At 54.8% G+C, this 16,619-nt stretch carries 16 protein-coding genes and 1 pseudogene; 9 read left to right on the top strand and 8 right to left on the bottom strand.

The features are described 5' to 3' along the window. The first annotated feature begins 58 nt into the window (after positions 1 to 58). Positions 59 to 514, top strand: a complete 456-nt coding sequence (locus tag ACA073_RS13170; protein WP_497396696.1) for a hypothetical protein — start codon at positions 59 to 61, stop codon at positions 512 to 514. Here ACA073_RS13170 and ACA073_RS13175 read toward each other — a convergent pair. From ACA073_RS13175 to ACA073_RS13185, 3 genes are read right to left on the bottom strand one after another with little or no spacing between them, the layout of a single operon-like run. Further along, complete coding sequence (locus ACA073_RS13175; RefSeq protein WP_497396698.1) at positions 499 to 1,524, bottom strand: DUF2955 domain-containing protein; 1,026 nt, start codon at positions 1,522 to 1,524, stop codon at positions 499 to 501. The two genes, ACA073_RS13170 and ACA073_RS13175, sit on opposite strands and share 16 nt — an antisense overlap. Then, entirely contained in the window at positions 1,514 to 2,638 is a 1,125-nt protein-coding gene (locus ACA073_RS13180) for an HlyD family secretion protein (RefSeq protein ID WP_497396700.1), read from the bottom strand. The genes ACA073_RS13175 and ACA073_RS13180 overlap by 11 nt, the downstream gene beginning before the upstream one ends. After that, positions 2,635 to 4,158, bottom strand: coding sequence for an efflux transporter outer membrane subunit (locus ACA073_RS13185; RefSeq protein ID WP_497396702.1), 1,524 nt, complete (start codon positions 4,156 to 4,158; stop codon positions 2,635 to 2,637). Before ACA073_RS13185 ends, ACA073_RS13180 begins: the two co-directional genes overlap by 4 nt. 119 nt (positions 4,159 to 4,277) lie before the next feature. On the opposite strand from ACA073_RS13185, the gene ACA073_RS13190 reads away from it, so the two are divergent. From ACA073_RS13190 to ACA073_RS13200, 3 genes are all read left to right on the top strand, one after another. Next, positions 4,278 to 4,784: a transporter suffix domain-containing protein gene (locus ACA073_RS13190; RefSeq protein ID WP_497396704.1), complete on the top strand. Its 507-nt coding sequence runs from the start codon at positions 4,278 to 4,280 to the stop codon at positions 4,782 to 4,784. A gap of 68 nt (positions 4,785 to 4,852) precedes the next feature. Beyond that, the gene (locus ACA073_RS13195; protein ID WP_497396706.1) at positions 4,853 to 5,353 is read left to right on the top strand and encodes a cupin domain-containing protein; all 501 of its coding nucleotides are present in this window, start codon (positions 4,853 to 4,855) and stop codon (positions 5,351 to 5,353) included. 345 nt (positions 5,354 to 5,698) lie between these two features. Next, positions 5,699 to 6,808: a hypothetical protein gene (locus ACA073_RS13200; protein ID WP_497396708.1), complete on the top strand. Its 1,110-nt coding sequence runs from the start codon at positions 5,699 to 5,701 to the stop codon at positions 6,806 to 6,808. Between the two features lie 96 nt (positions 6,809 to 6,904). On the opposite strand, the gene ACA073_RS13205 is transcribed toward ACA073_RS13200, so the two are convergent. Then, positions 6,905 to 7,312 (bottom strand): histone-like nucleoid-structuring protein, MvaT/MvaU family, encoded by a 408-nt coding sequence (locus ACA073_RS13205; RefSeq protein ID WP_497396710.1) that lies wholly within the window; start codon positions 7,310 to 7,312, stop codon positions 6,905 to 6,907. A gap of 30 nt (positions 7,313 to 7,342) precedes the next feature. Further along, entirely contained in the window at positions 7,343 to 7,741 is a 399-nt protein-coding gene (locus ACA073_RS13210) for a hypothetical protein (protein WP_497396712.1), read from the bottom strand. A 1,108-nt stretch (positions 7,742 to 8,849) separates the two neighbouring features. Here ACA073_RS13210 and ACA073_RS13215 point away from each other — a divergent pair. Beyond that, positions 8,850 to 9,404: pseudogene (locus ACA073_RS13215) on the top strand (Sir2 family NAD-dependent protein deacetylase); the annotation flags it as partial. Between the two features lie 45 nt (positions 9,405 to 9,449). After that, entirely contained in the window at positions 9,450 to 10,475 is a 1,026-nt protein-coding gene (locus tag ACA073_RS13220) for a hypothetical protein (protein WP_497396714.1), read from the top strand. Positions 10,476 to 11,334: 859 nt separating this feature from the next. Here the strand turns inward: ACA073_RS13220 and ACA073_RS13225 are convergent. Further along, positions 11,335 to 12,369, bottom strand: a complete 1,035-nt coding sequence (locus ACA073_RS13225) for a DNA-binding protein (protein ID WP_497396716.1) — start codon at positions 12,367 to 12,369, stop codon at positions 11,335 to 11,337. Between the two features lie 196 nt (positions 12,370 to 12,565). Here ACA073_RS13225 and ACA073_RS13230 point away from each other — a divergent pair, with 196 nt between their 5' ends. From ACA073_RS13230 to ACA073_RS13240, 3 genes are all read left to right on the top strand, one after another. Further along, positions 12,566 to 13,549 carry a tyrosine-type recombinase/integrase gene (locus ACA073_RS13230; protein ID WP_497396718.1) on the top strand — a complete coding sequence of 328 codons (984 nt, stop codon included), beginning with the start codon at positions 12,566 to 12,568 and terminating at the stop codon, positions 13,547 to 13,549. 199 nt (positions 13,550 to 13,748) lie between these two features. After that, entirely contained in the window at positions 13,749 to 13,946 is a 198-nt protein-coding gene (locus ACA073_RS13235; RefSeq protein WP_172790919.1) for a hypothetical protein, read from the top strand. A 59-nt stretch (positions 13,947 to 14,005) separates the two neighbouring features. After that, on the top strand, positions 14,006 to 14,317 hold the full coding sequence (locus ACA073_RS13240; RefSeq protein ID WP_497396720.1) for a DUF7693 family protein: 312 nt from the start codon (positions 14,006 to 14,008) through the stop codon (positions 14,315 to 14,317). 101 nt (positions 14,318 to 14,418) lie between these two features. On the opposite strand, the gene ACA073_RS13245 is transcribed toward ACA073_RS13240, so the two are convergent. Next, positions 14,419 to 15,003, bottom strand: coding sequence for a hypothetical protein (locus tag ACA073_RS13245; RefSeq protein WP_497396722.1), 585 nt, complete (start codon positions 15,001 to 15,003; stop codon positions 14,419 to 14,421). Between the two features lie 1,089 nt (positions 15,004 to 16,092). Further along, positions 16,093 to 16,533 carry an Xre family toxin-antitoxin system antitoxin gene (locus ACA073_RS13250; protein WP_497396724.1) on the bottom strand — a complete coding sequence of 147 codons (441 nt, stop codon included), beginning with the start codon at positions 16,531 to 16,533 and terminating at the stop codon, positions 16,093 to 16,095. Positions 16,534 to 16,619 lie beyond the last annotated feature (86 nt).

Below are 16,619 nucleotides of genomic sequence, written 5' to 3' on the forward strand. Positions count from 1 at the left end.
AGAGGGCGAGTGGGGGTGATCTACACTCTTGATGGCTGAGAAATACTCGGAGGTCATCATGAACAGGTTGTCTTCCCTTGGTTTGTGTGTCGCGTTGTCGATTGCCGCCACGCAGGCATGGGCCGAAACGGTGGTCCCGATGAAGGGCCAGACTTCGCAACAAACCCAACTGGACATCGACGCCTGCCACAATGTCGCCGCCAGTCAGAGTTCAACGACGCCGCCGCCGGCATCCGGTGGCCGCCTGAAAGGTGCGGCAGTCGGTGCCGCTGCCGGAGCGGCTGGTGCTCAGGTTCGCGGACGCCAGCACGATGAGTATTATGATCGTGTGGATGACGACGTGAAGCAGGATTATCGGCAGAACCGGGCCAAAGAGACGGCCGCCGCCGGTGCGATGGTGGGTGCATCGCGTCAACGCCAGGAGCGCCGGGCGCAGGAGAAAACCGCCGCTTCCACCAGTTCGACGGCCTACACCAGTTGTCTGCAAGGCAAGGGATATCAGGTTAATCCCTGAACACGTTTTGGCGGTCGCTGATCCAGCAGATAAACCATCAGGCAGGCATACAACGTCACCAGGATGAACAGTCCCATGCGCACGGCAAATGCCGTGTAGACGTCTTTGCCCGCGAGACTGTCCTGCACCGACTGACCGAGCAGGATAATCATGGTGATCAGGCTGTTGAGCCAGAACCCCGGGCTTAACCGGGTCGGGCTCAGGGCGTACAACTTGCGCGCCAGGATCAGACCGAACAGCAACATCCACAGAAAAAACATCCATAGGTGCACAAACAGACTGAGGGCACACCAGAACAGCACGGCCAGCGCGCCACCGAGCAGGGTCGAGCCGACCAGTTCGCGACCGGCGTTCCGGGCAGTGATGGAACTCTGCTGTCCCAGGCCGACCGCCTTCAGAATGATCGGCAGATAACTTGCCGGATCGATCAGTGCCAGCAAAAACGCCGGCAGCACGATCAGGGTTGCACGCAGCGCAACCCGACTGACTTCTTCCGGCGGCAACAGCGGGGCGGCGGGTGGCGAGGGGGCGTTAGCCGGGTCGGGAAACAACCAGTGACTCACCGTTACCATCATCACCGCGAGGAGCAATCCTTTGACCAGCGCGCCGATAACCATCGCCGCGAGGTCGAACTCGGCGACACCGGCCGAGGGGATCATGGTCAGGCCGATCACCAGAAAGGTGACGATCAGGTTGTTGCCGCCGCGCAATCCAAAGCGAAAAACCAGAAACAGACTTACGCCGATCAGCAGCACGCCACTGACCGGGTAATAACGCAGGAGCGGAATCAACAACAGGCCGATGCCGGTGGTCAACATCGCAACCACGGCCAGCCCCAGTCCAGCCTTGAACGGCAGCGGGCGATTGACGGTGGCGAGCAGCAACAGCGCAAGCACCGGCGCCATAAACGGAATCGGTAATCCCAAACCGAAACTCGCAGCGAGACACAACGCAGTGCCCGTGGCCAGACGCAGTGCGCGCTGAGTCCGGGGCGTGCGATTAGTAGGCATACGCCAGCCAACTCATCAGGCCAAGAAACAGACGGCCGAGCGGGTTCAACGGATTGCCTTGAGTAGGGAAGGCCATGACTTCAGCCTGGCCCCCGGCACGGATGGCGCGACTGTCACGCAGCTTCGCCATCGAGTCCTCGGAAAACTCGATGATCACCGGAAAGCGCTGGGCCGGACGCAACCAGTCGCGGCTGTTCTGCACACTGGGTAACGTCCCGGGTGCGGGCGTCTGACCGACACTGACGCCATAGCCGACACTGCGCACGCGCCCGTCGAACACTTCGCCCGGCAGCGCATCCAGAACAATCGCCACCGGCGTATCGAGCCTGACCAGGCCAAGATTGTTCTCGGTCATGTCGGCGCTGATCCATACATCGTGAATGGCAATCAGGGTCATGACCGGACTGCCGACGGCGGCGAACTGTCCGGCGTCGGTGCGCAAGTCGGTGATCAAGCCTGCCGAGCGCGCGCGAATCTGCGTATTGGCCTGGTCCAGTTCGGCTTTCGACAACGCCGTGGCGGCACTGCGCAGCAGAGCGTTATCTTCCGCGCTGCCGCCTTCTTGCTCACGCGCACGCTGGACTTCGGCACGGGCGGCGGCGACCTGGCTGACGGCTTGTTCGCGGCTGGCGCGAGACACTTCGAGCAGGCGCACGGAAATGGTACCGGGGTCATCGCGGTACAGCCCCTCAAGGCGTTGATTATCCTGCCGCGCCTTGAGTTCGTTGGCCTGGGCGGCGCGCAAATTGGCTTGTGCCGAGGCAATGCCGGCGGTGCTGGCGCCGATCTGGCGGCGTGTCGATTCGAGATCTGCGCGAGCACGGTCGACTGCGATTTGATACGGCTGGGGATCCACCTCGAACAGAACGTCGCCGGCCTTGACGTCCTGGTTGTTGCGCACGTTGACGCGGATGACCCGGCCGGCAACTTCCGCGGCCACCGGAATCACAAAAGCACCTACCCGGGCCTGTTGGGTGTAAGGCGTGAACCGATCAGCCGTCAGATACCAAGCCAGGCTCAGGACGATCACCAGCAACACCCATTTGATGCCTTTTTTCGCGGGGTCAGCGGGTGGCTCGGGCGCTTTGGGGGAGGGCGGTGCGGCTTCACTCATGGTTTTTTACCTTTTTTGGCTTGCGCAGCTGAAGGCTCATCCAGCAGATCGCCCCAGTCCGTGCGTTGCTCCATTTGCCGGCGGGTCGCCGCATCGATTCTCGGCAGCGGACTGTACCAGCCACCGCCCAAGGCTTTGTACAGGGCGATCACATTGCTCACGGCATTGCTGCGGCTGACCAGGTAATTGTCCTGTTGTTCCAGCAAGGCGCGTTGCGCATCCAGCACCCGCTGGAAATCCGAATAACCTTCACGATATTGCGCGCTGGCCAGCACCAGCGAGCGTTTGGCGGCAACTTCGGCCTCGCGCAGGATTCGTTCGCGCTCCAGGGCTTTGATCAATCCGCTGGCAGCGTCATCGGCCTCGCGCGCCGCCTGGCGAACCTTGTCCCGGTAGGCCTCAATCAACTGCTGCAACCGCGCATCCTGGACACGCACGTTGTTGCTGATCTGGCCGTGGTCGAACAGGTTCCAGCGCAGACTGGGGCCGCCGATCAAGTCCAGGCTTCTGGACGTGCCGTTCAGCGTATCGGCCGACCAGACGATGCTGCCGAGCAAGGTCAACGACGGGTAGAAATCGGTTTCGGCCACGCCGATCAGCGCCGATTGCGCAGCGACATTCAGTTCGGCCGCGCGCACGTCGGGCCGACGCAGCAGCAGATTGGCCGGCACATCCTGCAGCACGGCGCGGTCTACCAGCGGGATCAACCCTTCATTATCAAGCAACTGCGACAGCGCGCCGGGTGGCTGACCGATCAACACCGCCAGCGCATTGCGGGTACGCAGCACCTGGTCTTCGAAGTTGGGAATGGTGCTCAGGGTGCCCAGGTATTGGGTTCTGGCCTGCTGCAAGTCGAGTTCGGCTTGCTGGCCGCTGTTGAACAGCTTTTCGGTGATCTCGAAATTACGCTGTTGCTGTTTGGCGTTTTCCCTGGCAACGCGCAAACGTGCTTCTGTGGTGCGCAACGAAAAGTAGGTGTCCGCCACTTGGGCGCGCAGCAGGACGAGCACGTCTTCATAGTTGGCCTGCGCAGCAAAGTAACCGGCATCGGCCGACTCGATGGCGCGGCTGAAGCGACCCCAGAAATCCAGCTCCCAGCCAATGTCGAACCCGGCGCTGTATTGCCAGAAATGGCTGTCCTGCGGATTGATCCCGCCGGATTGCCTGCGGTTGAAGTACAGACTGTCGACGCTGGCTTGCTGCAATTGCGGGTAACGTCCGCTTTGGGCGATTCCCAGTTGGGCTCGGGCCTCCATCACTCGCAGACCGGCGATCTTCAGATCCGAGTTGTAGGCATCCGCCTCGTCGATCAGACGATTGAGCACCGGATCGCCGAAGATTTGCCACCACTGGCGCATATCAGGATTCAGGCTGCGCTGGCTGGATTGCTCAAGGGCAGGGGAGCTCCAGTGGTCAATCCACGCTTGCTTCGGTGACTGAAAATCCGGCCCCAGGCGCACGCAACCACTCAGGCCGAGCACACACAGCAGGAGCAGTTGGCCAGATCGCGTCAGATGCATGCGTGTTTTCCACTCCAGGAAGTTCACAGGAGCATAGACGCCCGGATGATTAACTGACTGCTAAGCTTTTCAAGCGTCAACACATTCAATACGACCCGTCAAAAAAAGGAACGACAGCCATGAATGCACCCCATACCGCTGGATGGCGCTTCAAACTGGGCATTGCGATCATTTGCCTGATGCTCGGCTCATGGCTGACGGTGCCCATATTGGCGGCAGCGGATGTGCCGGGTTCCAGGATCGCGGCGCTGACAGGTGTCCTGTTTATCAGTAACAAGGTGCTGTTGATTATCGTCATCGCGGTTATGGGCAAGGCGGGGTTTCAACAGCTCAAAAGCAGTGTCTTTGGCTACGTGACTTCACTGGCACCGACAGCCGACACCGAAGTTGGGCCGTGGCGTCATCGGATCGGCGTCGTGATGTTTTGTCTGCCGTTGATTTCGGCATTTCTGGAGCCCTACGTTGACAGTATCTGGCCAGGACTCAGGCCGAATATCTGGCAGTTGCAGTTGTTGGGCGACCTGATGTTGATCGGCAGCTTTTTTGTACTGGGAGGGAATTTCTGGGAAAAAGTGCGTGCGTTGTTTATTCGGACAGCGCGGGTCGTGAACACGAGTGCGGTGTGATTATTGGTTAACTTAACTAAAGGGCTATTTAGTATAGCTATTTGCCATCATGGTATCTGGAGCAACAATTGCGGCTAAACAGTGAAGCAATAGTGACGGCGCTTAACCTTGAACCGCATCTTGAGGGCGGCTACTTCCGACGAACCTTTCAGGCCGATCAGCAGCCTCTGGTCGAGACGGTCGGTGGTCCGCGCTACTTGATGACGTCCATTTACTACCTGTTGACCACAGAGTCTCCGATCGGCCAGTTTCACTTTAACCAATCCGACATCGTGCATTACTACCATCTGGGCGATGCCATTCGGTACAGCCTGATTTTCCCGGACGGCGAACTGAAGACTGTTGTGATGGGCAGCAACCTCATTGCTGGAGAATTGCTGCAGCTGCATGTACCGGGCGGTATCTGGAAAGCTTCGCAGCTTTTGGATGGATCAGCAGGATTTGGTTTGATCAGTGAGGCGGTATCGCCAGGGTTTGATTTCGCGGATATGCAGATGGGTGACAGGCAAAAACTGTGCGAGGCGTTTCCTGAGCATTCGGCGTTGATTGAGCAGCTAACGCGAGAATGAGGGCTGAGGGGGAAATCAGCTGCGCCAAATCCGCGTGCGACCGGGCTAATCTCGAAACACCTTGTTACGTGTAATGTATATTATGTTAAATAAGATGCTATGTTAGAAATGTTCATGTAGACCTTTTCAACAATCACCAGCATCGTTGTCAGCCTTCACCGAACGCTTTCGCCCTCAGCCGCTTAGCACCGCTCCTGAAACCAAAGTCTCAGGAGCCAATTCACCAATCGCCGACTAGAGCGCTGCAAAGCCCGGTGATATTTGACTCAGCCTCAGTCCGCGGCTAAACCTAAAACACCCAGATGCATCGCACCTCTTGATAATACTTCCCTAGAGGCTGCGGCGATGCGTCCATTCATCTTCTTTCCGATCTTTCCTGCATACACCCAATGGCGCCCTGAGCGCGGAACCAACGTTCCCGAGTCCATCGCCGTCTGCGATTGTCTGGAAAGGGTTTGTCCCGATGCTCAGCCATTCATTGGTACTTGGTACTGCATGGAGTTCCTCAAGCGCAGCGCGATTACGAACCCCACTAGCTTCAGGTACAACGAATTGGCCAGGTGCCTGGAACTTATGCTGCTTTGGAGCTTTCATACCCGCGTGCCTCTGTTGGACTGGGACGAACAACAGGTGGATGGCTTCCTGAGTTTTTACTGCGATCCTCCTGTGGAATGCACGGCGGCGTCCGCTCGCAATCGATTTTTGGAGGACTACTCGGCACCATTTAAAGACTGGGCGATCAACCCAGATTGGCGGCTATTCAGACGGACTCCCTGCGGAAATGGATCATTGAACCCCGTCACCCGCGATGTCTTTTTGTGTTTGGTTTTACATGTTAGGCATTTCTTTGACTTCTACCTATTGTCCACAGGTAGCCCGCACGCCAATCCTGCCGATGGATTTTCTAGCGCCTCGAGGAACCTTAACTGGAGTAGAAGCTCGGTCGTACTCACTGAAAGTCAGCTCGACTGGCTTTTGATGGATGCTCTGACGTCACGCGTTCACAGTCGCCATGCCTTACAGGTGATGATGTACCTTGGGTTTGCGCGCTATACCAACCTGACCGCAAAGCAAGTAGTTGGTAGCCCAAGCGCGCAGTTCACACTCGACCGCTTAAGGCACGAGACTGATGGAGGCTGGAGCCTTTCAGCGTCATCCAGCGGCGTGTCGGATAGCTGGTTACGGTTACCCGCACCTATGAGTCCGTTGATTGAAAGGTACCTGCAGTCACGACAAGTGGATTTGATCCGCACATTGCCGAATCTGCCACTGTTCCCTCAGCTTAGTGATGTTGACGGCTATAAATATAATTCCATGTCAACCTATGTGGAGATAATTCGCGAGCTTGTTGCTGATTTAGCGCGTGCTAACGACGATCCCGGTATCGCTGCGTCGGCAGACTGTTTTCGGAAACTCTCATTCAGTATGGTGCGCCGCTCGACTCGCTTCGCTTGACGCTTACCGTCGTGGGAGCAATGGAAAATGTCCTGAGAACAAGATCAGCACCCTCCCCACCTGCGCCTGTGGAGCGTCGACCGACAGCAGCTTTACTCAGTCGAGTCGCCATCCTTCAACCACGGCGCCGCCGTAGGTGGACTTCCACTTTTTGAGCACAGTGTGGTTTCCGCCCCGGGTCTCTATCACATCGCCGGTATGAGGATTCTTGTAGCGTTTGACAGGATATTCCCGTGGACGGCGTGTAGATTTCGTAGCGCCCACTGCCGGCAATTTTTGTATAACGCTTTTGTCAGCATGGGCGGGCTGGGAGGATTCCTTTCGAGGCGCGAGGTACATGAGTATGTCACGAGGTGTAAATTGAAATTTCTCGGCTAGCTCGTCAAGGTCGTTTAGAAAACGCAAAGCGCGTATAACTTCTGCATCGCGTAACAAGGAAGCAGCAGTTTGAAACTCGGACTGAATACGACGGTTGATTTGAAAAACTTCGGCTATCTTTTTCACAACGCCACCTCACAACAGCTTTTCTTAACTTCATCCTTCGTGCGAGCTGGTTTTGTCGATGCTGGTTTTTGAAGCTTGAATGCGTGCTCGAAACTCTTCCGGACTGTACCCATCATAACAAATATCTGCCGGATCGGGTTCGTTGAGGTCATTCTCGTCCAGAATGACTAACGCGCTTAAATTCTCCAGATAAGACATAGTCGAATTATCGTGTTCTGGAGAGTTGATATCAGGGTCACGGGCAAGCAGCAGTCGTGCAACATCTGGAGCATTGAAACCATACGCATCCATCAAATTGTGTAAAGCATTGAAAAATTGCTCATCAAGTATAAAGTCACTGGAGGCCCGAATTTTCTCTACCTCACTGGTGGCTTCAGCCAAACGACTTTCCGCCTGCCTAAGGGCTAAAAATTCGTGAGATCTGGACATGGTTTATCAGCTCCGTCGCGCAAGTGCTAGCCTCGATTCTAGCGCATCAAATTGAGGCTCGAAAGGACACGAGGCAGTTCTAAGATTATGAGGCAGCGAGTCACACCGCTTCACCGGTGCCGCTTTGCAGTCAGTTGAAGTCGCGGAATATCAAGGACATATGAGCATCTGGACGCGCCCTAAGCGAGTTTCCGGACTCGCAATGCCGATTTTTATCGACCGCTACTGTGGGTTTTAGATTTTTTTCGAATATTGTCACTTTGCAACGCCGAGCACTATGCACCTCTCGGTTCCCAACCCTCCCCGGCAGAATGGTAGTTTTCCTACAAACGTGCCCTTCCCTACGCGTCCACTACTGAAAGCTTCCAAGGTGCTAGCACCACGATTTTGTCTTTAATTGACGTGCGACTAAGCTCGTAAAGCCCTCATGTCGTACAGACAATTGAATCCTTAATCGACTGAAATCATTGGCCTAAGCATGGCAGCGCCTTACCAGATTAAAGCTTGTCAATAGGATGAAAAATCGTAGCAGTGGCGTTCTATGGTTTGGGCGTGCCCACGGATATCCATTATCCATGCGTTGCGATCTATTTGGTTTCACAACTTTTTGAGAGCGATAACCCAGGGAAGCCATAAAGCTCTGTAGCCATAAAATATAGCGCCTGAATTTGAAGACATTCGCCCCAAAGTTGATTGTTTCACGGAAAGAGTAGGCCGCATTCTCCAAGCTGATACTTGATTCATGTTGGACACCGTTGAAGTTGATGGCGTCGCTGGTGACTTCTATAAATGGGCCCTTTCAAACATCAGATGCCCACTCATCCGAGGCGTGCTCGTAGAGTATTTGTTGGGTAAGTACATACGGAAGCACGCCCCGTTCATTGCACGCCCAGCGATCATTAGGTTGATCTGGCAGGATGCCAGCGTGAACCGGTCAAGTGATCTTGGACACCAGTTACGGTTTACGCAGCCAATCGCTCCTTCGCGACTGGCGAACGGTAGTCGTTAAGGCATTTGTAGTTTCCGTTCCATCTGATCCATGGTTGACTTCTCCTTTGAGCCAGCTCAGGACTAACCTCGACAGAGTCGAAAACCAGGATACGAACCCATGTCTATCAGCGCCATTGCGAAGCGGTTGCAGGAAGCAAAGCAAGTAGTTGTTTTCACCGGCGCCGGCGTATCAGCAGGGAGTGGCATTCCTACCTTCCGAGATGCGCTAACGGGTCTTTGAGAACGATTCGATCCTGCCCAATTGGCGACCACTGAAGCATTCCGGGCAGATCCAAATCTTTGCTGGGGCTGGTATGAATGGCGTAGACGAAAGGTTCTTCAGGCGCAGCCGAATGAAGCACATTTCGCGATAGCAGAACTTGCCAAGCACGTTCCTAAATTAACAGTCGTCACTCAGAACGTTGATGACCTGCATGAGCGTGCCGGCAGTGATGGAGTGATTCACCTCCACGGCAGCCTCCACTCTCCGAGGTGCATCGACTGCGGCAATGCGCATGAGTCGCCCCTCCCCCCTGTTGAACTGTCCGAAGAAGGGGGCCGTCTCGAACCGCCGCGATGCAATGCTTGCAACGGGTATATCAGACCAGGTGTCGTATGGTTCGGGGAGATGCTACCTGATGCACCGTGGAGTTCAAGAGTCGAACAAGTAGAAAGCTAGGCGTACCGCGTAATGTGACGAATCAAAAGGAAGGGACAAATGTCGGTGCAGTACCGTAAGCGGGTCAAAATTGTGCATGGGCTGTGGTTGCATGTATCCAGCGACTGTCTCTCTCCGACGTTCGAGATTGCCGGGACGGTGGTCAGAAAACTCAACAGGCGAGGCATGGAGGCGGATGAAATCAACATCAAGGATCTACAGGATATCCTCAGCCATATCAACAAGGCGCGTGTAGCGCTCACGAATCAACTCACCCTGCACCAGGAAGCCTTGGAATCGCAGCGCAAGCGTTCTAAGTGGCTACGACCGATCCTGAGTCTTTTTTTTCAACGCAAGGCGAGATCTCGACTCGACCAGGCGGAGGCTCAAGGGGCGCTCCAATTAAAAGAACAGCAGGATGAACTCGAAGCTTACGGCCTGCGTTTTGAATGGTCTATGAGCAGCGACATCTCGCAGAAATATGACACGGTGCTTAAGACCTTTTCGGACGTCAAGCTCAGCGAAGTGATCTGGAATATCACGAGTTCCAGCCCCGTCGATCAGTTTACTGAACGCTCCAATTCTCGCCGCGCTGTAGGTCGTTGCCCCGTAAGCTTTGAAAAGGGCAAGCCGCGTTGCCTTCTAACCGCTGTTGATGATCCCTATGCAAGTGTGCCTCTGCTTCCAAACGGGAATGGAGAGGCGTTGTACCTTTTCCCTGGGATTGTGGTGCTCGAAGGTATTACTGGCCTGAAGGTTCTGTCGATCAAAGATCTCACCATTACGGCGGGTACAGCTCGCTTCATTGAAACGGATGCGGTACCCAGTGACACAAGCATTGCGGGATTCAGCTGGTTGCGGAAAAACAAGGATGGCTCCCCGGATCGACGCTTTATCGATAACTACCAGATCCCGAAAGCTCGGTATGGAGAGGTGCAATCCAAAGGGCGGGGGCTCGATGAGGAATACCACTTTTCGAGCGAAGGCTATGGTCGCTCGTTTGGAAGATCTCTTGAAGCCTTGAAACGCTCAATGGCGTGGGCAGATCAAGATCCTTCCCTGAGCATCCCAGAGAGTCATCACTAAGGCTGACCTTTTCCACCGTACACCTGTACAGCACCGGAGCGCCTGCTCGGCACTCCGATTTTGATCCCTCTTTGCCCGGACTGTCACGCCGTCGTTCGCAGGCGAGTAAACGTCATGAGTATTGAGAAACTCGGAGAGTGCCTGGCTTCGACCGGATCGTCCCGCGACTGATCTGCATTAGTCGACAGAGATGAAACCTAGTCGGAACGCGTAGGCTCTTCCTCGCCAGTGTCTTCTGGGAATGTGATGACGGAGTGGATGATCGCGTTCGTGTACGTGTCCATGAAGACCGTAATGTAAGGCGCCGCAACCTTTCCATCGTCTCTGATTACAAGGGTATCCAATCGCGTACGGTCAACTTGTATGTTCTCCATCACGGATCTCCATGCGTCACAGATAGTTAGCAGGGAAAGAAAGCATTACCTAGTCTAGCACCGCCAACTGTGACTGCTTGAGGAACAGCATTCACTGGATTGCCTTAGGCCAACCGAACCTGCTGTCGCGTGTCCTCAAGTTCCACCGCAGCCTCCTGATGGTGCTGCGGTTACGCGCAGGCGGTTCTCTTAGCTTCACCCTATTTTTTGTGCCTGACCTAGGTTTATTGCCTAAGTGGCCAATCTCCTACGAGCATCCGAAGCTCTCTCTCAGGTGTAGCTGCCACCTCGCGCACACCCTTTCTCACCACGCACGATCATTGTCGATTTATCGCGCGCGCAAGCTAACCACAGCCCTGCCCTTCGAGTATTGATCGCCAAATCGTGGCTCCGCTCGCAATTGCAGATGACCAGCAATCGCATGCTCCCTGAGTCGCTGGAGTGCGTCCCGAAATTCGGATGCGCGTGGTTCATCTCGATGCATATCACTCTTGGCGCTGATCATCTGCTCGCTCGCTCAGTGGTGGATTCTTTTCATGTTGAAGTTGCTTCAGCTCTTGTCGTAGCTGTTTGACCTCTTTCTGAGTCGCCTCCAGCAGCGTCTGTGCATTCTTGGCTCGTGTATCGGCCTGAGTGACAGATTCGCGCAGGGAGACTGATTCTTCGCGGGAATGAGCAAGCTGATCGATAAGCTGCTCTTTAGCCCCCTCCTCTCTAGCTGACGCGATGGCCAATGCATTCAGTTCAGCGGTGAGTCGCGCAATGGTGTCGTCTTGGGTGGACATTACTTTGGTCTGCTGGCGGGAGTCGCTGAGCAGACGCTCGTTGTCTCGATTCAAGCGGCTGAGTTCGTCCTGCTTCACCGAAAGTGTCTGCTGCAACTGACGATGCTCAACTTGGATTTGTTGGAGCTGGCCTTCATGACGGCGCTGTTCTTGTTCGCGCTGATCTTTTACGGCCGTGCGGTAGTGCTCGAGTGCGTCACGAGCATGCAGGTGCTTTTCTTCCAGCGAGCGAATCTGCTCGTCTTTCTCATGTACCCGTACTTCTAGGTCAGCGCAGCTTTGGCTCAGGCGAGCGTTGCGAGTGAGCTCAGATTGCAAGCTGCTTTGGCACGTACTCAATTCGCCTGCCTGGACGTCGAGCGCTGCCTTAAGGCTATCGTGCTGGCGCTGCAAATCCGCTAAGGCGGCTTGAGTCTGCTCAAGCTGTTCATTTATAGACGCTCGGTGCTTATCGAGCTCTGCTCGAGCCTCGGCTACTTCCTCGGCGCCTTCCTCGAGCAAACGATCCAACAACTGGCCAACCAGCCCGTTGAGCTCATCACTCAAGCGTTCGCGACGCTCCTCCGGCCGCGGCACCACTTTTTCGAGTTCGCCTAGATAGCGGGCAATGGTCGTCATCGAGCCAGTATTTCCAAGCTCGACCCGCACAGCGTTGATGCTGGGATTTACACCCCGAGCGATCAGCGCATCTCGTGCTATCTGGACGATTGCCCTGTTAATACCGCCCCGCGCCATGTCATCTCCTACGATTTCGTAGTGTAAAACGTAAAGTGTAATTACATATTACATTGAGCTGAAAAAGCAGTCACACAAATTGAATTTCTATGATCAAATAATGGAGGCTTATGGCTTCTTGACCCTTCGTAACGCGCGGAGAGCCGCCCATTGGCGTATTCAGGCAGAAACGCTCCGATTTTGAAGGCAAAGTACGATGGAAAAGGCAGATCGGTACCTCAGCGCCGGCACCCGTGAGAACACAAGGAAAAGCTACCGAGCGGCGATCGAGCACTTTGAGGTGACTTGGGGCGGATACCTGCCTACGACCGGCGTGGGCGTCGTTCGCTACCTGGCGGAGTACGCCGACAAGCTCTCCATCAACACTCTGAAGCAACGTCTGGCAGCCCTTGCGCAATGGCACATCACTCAAGGTTTCCCTGATCCGACCAAGACGCCTGACGTTCGCCAGATGATCAAAGGCATCAGGGTCGTTCACCCTGCAAAGGTTAAACAGGCCGCCCCACTGCTGCTGAAGCACCTGGAGCAGGCGGTCACATGGCTTGAAAGGGAAGCTGCAGTTGCCCTTGAACGCGGAGATTACAAATCGCTGGTGCGTCACCGTCGCTCGGTGGCGATCATCTTGATTGGATTCTGGCGTGGCTTTCGAGGCGACGAGTTGGCCAGGCTTACGGTGGAGGACACCCAAGCCATAAGCGGCGAAGGCATTACCTTTTTCCTGCCCTACACCAAGGGTGACCGCCAGCATGAAGGAACTACGTTCCAGACGCCGGCGCTCGCCATGCTCTGCCCAGTGGAGGCCTACATCAACTGGATAACAGTTACCGGGATCGCAAAAGGCCCGGTGTTCCAGCGGATTGATCGCTGGGGCAATCTGTCAGGCAAAGCCATGCAGCCGCATAGCCTGATCCCCGTGCTACGCCGCATTTTCAAAGAGGCAGGATTGCCAGCGGAGCTGTATAGCAGCCACTCGATGAGGCGCGGCTTTGCAACTTGGGCGTCCGCCAACGGGTGGGACATCAAGGGGCTGATGAGCTATGTGGGCTGGAAGGACATGAAGTCGGCGCTGCGCTACGTGGATGCCAGCATGTCGTTCGGCGGAATCGCTTTGCGCGCGGCTCAGCAAGCGCCCTCCATTGAGAGTAGAAGGATTTCCGGTGATCACCCACGCACTGATTGACTCCTAGGCATGCGAGACCTACAGGTGTTCTGCTTTGCCCCGGTCGACGCCGCACGTCACTAGCCGCCAGTGTTACCTTGCGTGCTATGTCGATGCTGGGGGGCGTTTGCAGGGCCGGCGGTTCGAGCCCCAATGGCGCAAATCGATGCGCCCTAAGCTACACAACGTGAAGGCAAGTTAGAGAGGAAGGAGTAACGCCATGGCATGGTTTACTGATGATCGTTCGGAGCGGGAGAAAAACAGAGAAAAAGCCTTCATCAAAGCTGTTAACAACCTCAAGACCCTCGCCGTCACCGCGGATGGAGGCATGTCCATTGACCCAATTGAGATCCAGGACAAAGTCATAGCGGCGCGCTTAGGGCTTCGGCATTTCGTCACACTGAAAAGGGACAAATAATTTCTATGCAAGGTGAAGTACGCTGTTGTGTTTGAGATCCGCAGGCCGAGAGGAACGCCATGTCAGATAAAAAAATGCTCACCTCTCGGGAGGTTTACGTAGTGCTGCGCGATGCCCCCACGATTTCACGCTCAATGCGCAGAATTACAAACGCCACTTGGGATGAAATCTATTGCGGGCTGATGACCGTTAACGTCGACGACTGGGTGATAACGCTCTACAACGACTGCGGAGAGTTAGACTACTGCGATAGCTGTTACAGCCCCGATGGCCGAAAATACGATTTCTCCTCACGGGATATCTCAGATCCCATTGAGCTTTTATCCGCCGAGGAGCATGGGGGGGTGGAGGAACTACTACGCCGTATCTGAACAACCTTTGCCGCACTTGAGCACTGCGAAACGGCTGACGAACCATCAAATGAATGGTGGCTCGAGAATACGCGTGACGATTCAAGCCCCACAGTATTGTTCTAACGCTGGGGTAAAACGCCTTGGGGTCTGCTAATCATAGCCGTTGTTTCCAAAACATCGAGATGGTCACCCCCCGTCGCATCCATGAGTGCATTAACAAGCCAAACCGCGTCAAGCATGCTGAACGAATAACCCATAAAGCCCACAACCAGCTCGATACCGCCATCATCAATCGTATTCACGCTGACATTGCCCTCTGAAGTATCGCAATCGTGTAACGGGTCACAAAACCGTATTTCGTCCGTCGTTCCGTGACAGCTAAACTTTCCGTCAGCCGTGTAAACCCAACCGGATACGCGTTTTCGGTATTTCCTCTGCAAAGTACATTCACGTCCTGCCGGTGTAGGTACAAACTTCGCTTTGTTTCCGACAGTGATTAAGACAGCGTCATACAAGCAACGCGCGATTTCCTGTGCGACATGGTCGGAAAACCTGATTGAGTCTATGGACATTTTTATTGAAACGCCGTAATCGCCCTGGGTAGACACCAAGCAATCATATTTATCATCGTACTCACGATCTCGCCAGCAAGTGAACTCGCGCTTCGCCAGATATGCTACTGATTCGATACTGCAGTTTTCCACGTAAGCTCTCCGTCATTGGGTGTTAGAAATAACAACGGACGCTTGAATTGAAAACTTTAGCGAAATGACAAAATATTGTTATCTCGGACTTGTATAGACCTGACGCGGCTACACTTGGCCGGATCTAAAACGCCAGGATACAGTGATCATTTGTGCGTGCCCCTTTCAGGGGTGGGTTGTCGTGAACCAAGCCGGTCGCAAGCTTCCGTCTTGGCCCTGTGGGCATCCATCCCGCACGCCTCCGGCCGCCGGCCTGCGCGCTCCGCTCGCTTCGGAGCTTTGCTCAGGCGAACTGTAACGTAACTTTTGATTTGTAACGTAAGCAACGTTACTGAGCACAAAGCACGTTACAGACCAATCAATTCGGGTGTTTCCTGGAGATGGATGCGTCACCAAGCGTCAGGCCCTATGCGTTTCTCTCTGATCAACTCGGAAAGCAGGCTACTGGATTAGAGTTGGCGGCTGATACCTCACCACCTTCCAATAGGCTGGACGAAATGATCAGGACATTGTCCTGCTCATCATTGAAAATACTGCCAAGGGTCACGAATACAGGAGCGCGGCATGAAGTGGCTAGATCGATTGATGGGATTCGTTTGTCGAGACAAAAGATCGGGCCGCGAGCAAGCCAGAGATCGCGCGTTCATAGCCGCCCTCTCAACAATCTGCAGTCTCTTCGCGTTACGCCAGACGGCGGCATGTCGATTGATCCCAACGAGATTCGAGAGAAAGTGATAGCGAGTCGACAGTCACTTAAGCGATTCGTGCGATGACCATTACTGTTCATTCACTGTCCACGCAGCCGAGCCTATGGCTCGAAGGAGCGATAGCAGGACAGAAATGGCATCGTGTTCAGCGACTTTATGGTGCATTGCGCAAGGGCCGCGCCAATTTCATACTCGAATTTTAGGCAAAAAAAGTCCCAATTAAGGGACTTTTTCGGCATGCATTACGATCCGTGCTGTCGGGTGACTCTACGATCAGAATTGGCATCGTCAATGCAACTGAGACAACTGTATATTCATACATAATTCTCGTCAAGCAAAAATTTCGGGTAGGTATAAACGCGGAAAACGAACGCGCACAGGCTCAGACTACCACTCCCCTTTCGAGCCTACCAATCAGATCCAAAACAGCGTTCGCTTCCACCCTGGTGCCAAACATGTCCAATGGCCGCCTCAGTCCAAGACCTTGAACCGGCGAGCTCATCCATTCTGCTGCAGCGACCGTATCGTTTTCGAACAGAGAAAGGGCTTCCTCGAACACCGTAATTAATGCGATCAGGCGATCGCTTTCAGCAGTGTTGAAGCGACCAGCTTTTGCCCTACGCGCCAACGTCGTGGGCGACACGCATATAGCATGGGAGATGTCCGCACGCGGCATCTGAACCAGGGTCGCTATCTGGTCGAGCAATTCGAAAGGAAGACCTTGGCGTACGAGTTCATACAACCTGGCTCCACGCGAAGGCAATCCAATGGCTCCCCAAATGCTCTCAGAGACTGACGGCGCTGGCTGATATTCAATAGTCATATTTCAGATCCGTATGAGCCGGGCGGAACTGGCATTCCCCATTTGTGAGCATCAGCAGCAAGACTAATTACCAATGGTCGATGCAC

The organism is Pseudomonas sp. LBUM1670 (genome assembly GCF_059695695.1).

What these genes read in the sequence shown, in the direction of transcription:
- ACA073_RS13190 (WP_497396704.1), top strand. Translation starts at nt 4,278, where the DNA reads ATGAATGCACCCCATACCGCTGGATGGCGCTTCAAACTGGGCATTGCG.
- ACA073_RS13170 (WP_497396696.1), top strand. Translation starts at nt 59, where the DNA reads ATGAACAGGTTGTCTTCCCTTGGTTTGTGTGTCGCGTTGTCGATTGCC.
- ACA073_RS13220 (WP_497396714.1), top strand. Translation starts at nt 9,450, where the DNA reads ATGTCGGTGCAGTACCGTAAGCGGGTCAAAATTGTGCATGGGCTGTGG.
- ACA073_RS13180 (WP_497396700.1), bottom strand. Translation starts at nt 2,638, where the DNA reads ATGAGTGAAGCCGCACCGCCCTCCCCCAAAGCGCCCGAGCCACCCGCT.
- ACA073_RS13225 (WP_497396716.1), bottom strand. Translation starts at nt 12,369, where the DNA reads ATGGCGCGGGGCGGTATTAACAGGGCAATCGTCCAGATAGCACGAGAT.
- ACA073_RS13230 (WP_497396718.1), top strand. Translation starts at nt 12,566, where the DNA reads ATGGAAAAGGCAGATCGGTACCTCAGCGCCGGCACCCGTGAGAACACA.
- ACA073_RS13250 (WP_497396724.1), bottom strand. Translation starts at nt 16,533, where the DNA reads ATGACTATTGAATATCAGCCAGCGCCGTCAGTCTCTGAGAGCATTTGG.
- ACA073_RS13175 (WP_497396698.1), bottom strand. Translation starts at nt 1,524, where the DNA reads ATGCCTACTAATCGCACGCCCCGGACTCAGCGCGCACTGCGTCTGGCC.
- ACA073_RS13240 (WP_497396720.1), top strand. Translation starts at nt 14,006, where the DNA reads ATGTCAGATAAAAAAATGCTCACCTCTCGGGAGGTTTACGTAGTGCTG.
- ACA073_RS13200 (WP_497396708.1), top strand. Translation starts at nt 5,699, where the DNA reads ATGCGTCCATTCATCTTCTTTCCGATCTTTCCTGCATACACCCAATGG.
- ACA073_RS13185 (WP_497396702.1), bottom strand. Translation starts at nt 4,158, where the DNA reads ATGCATCTGACGCGATCTGGCCAACTGCTCCTGCTGTGTGTGCTCGGC.
- ACA073_RS13235 (WP_172790919.1), top strand. Translation starts at nt 13,749, where the DNA reads ATGGCATGGTTTACTGATGATCGTTCGGAGCGGGAGAAAAACAGAGAA.
- ACA073_RS13210 (WP_497396712.1), bottom strand. Translation starts at nt 7,741, where the DNA reads ATGTCCAGATCTCACGAATTTTTAGCCCTTAGGCAGGCGGAAAGTCGT.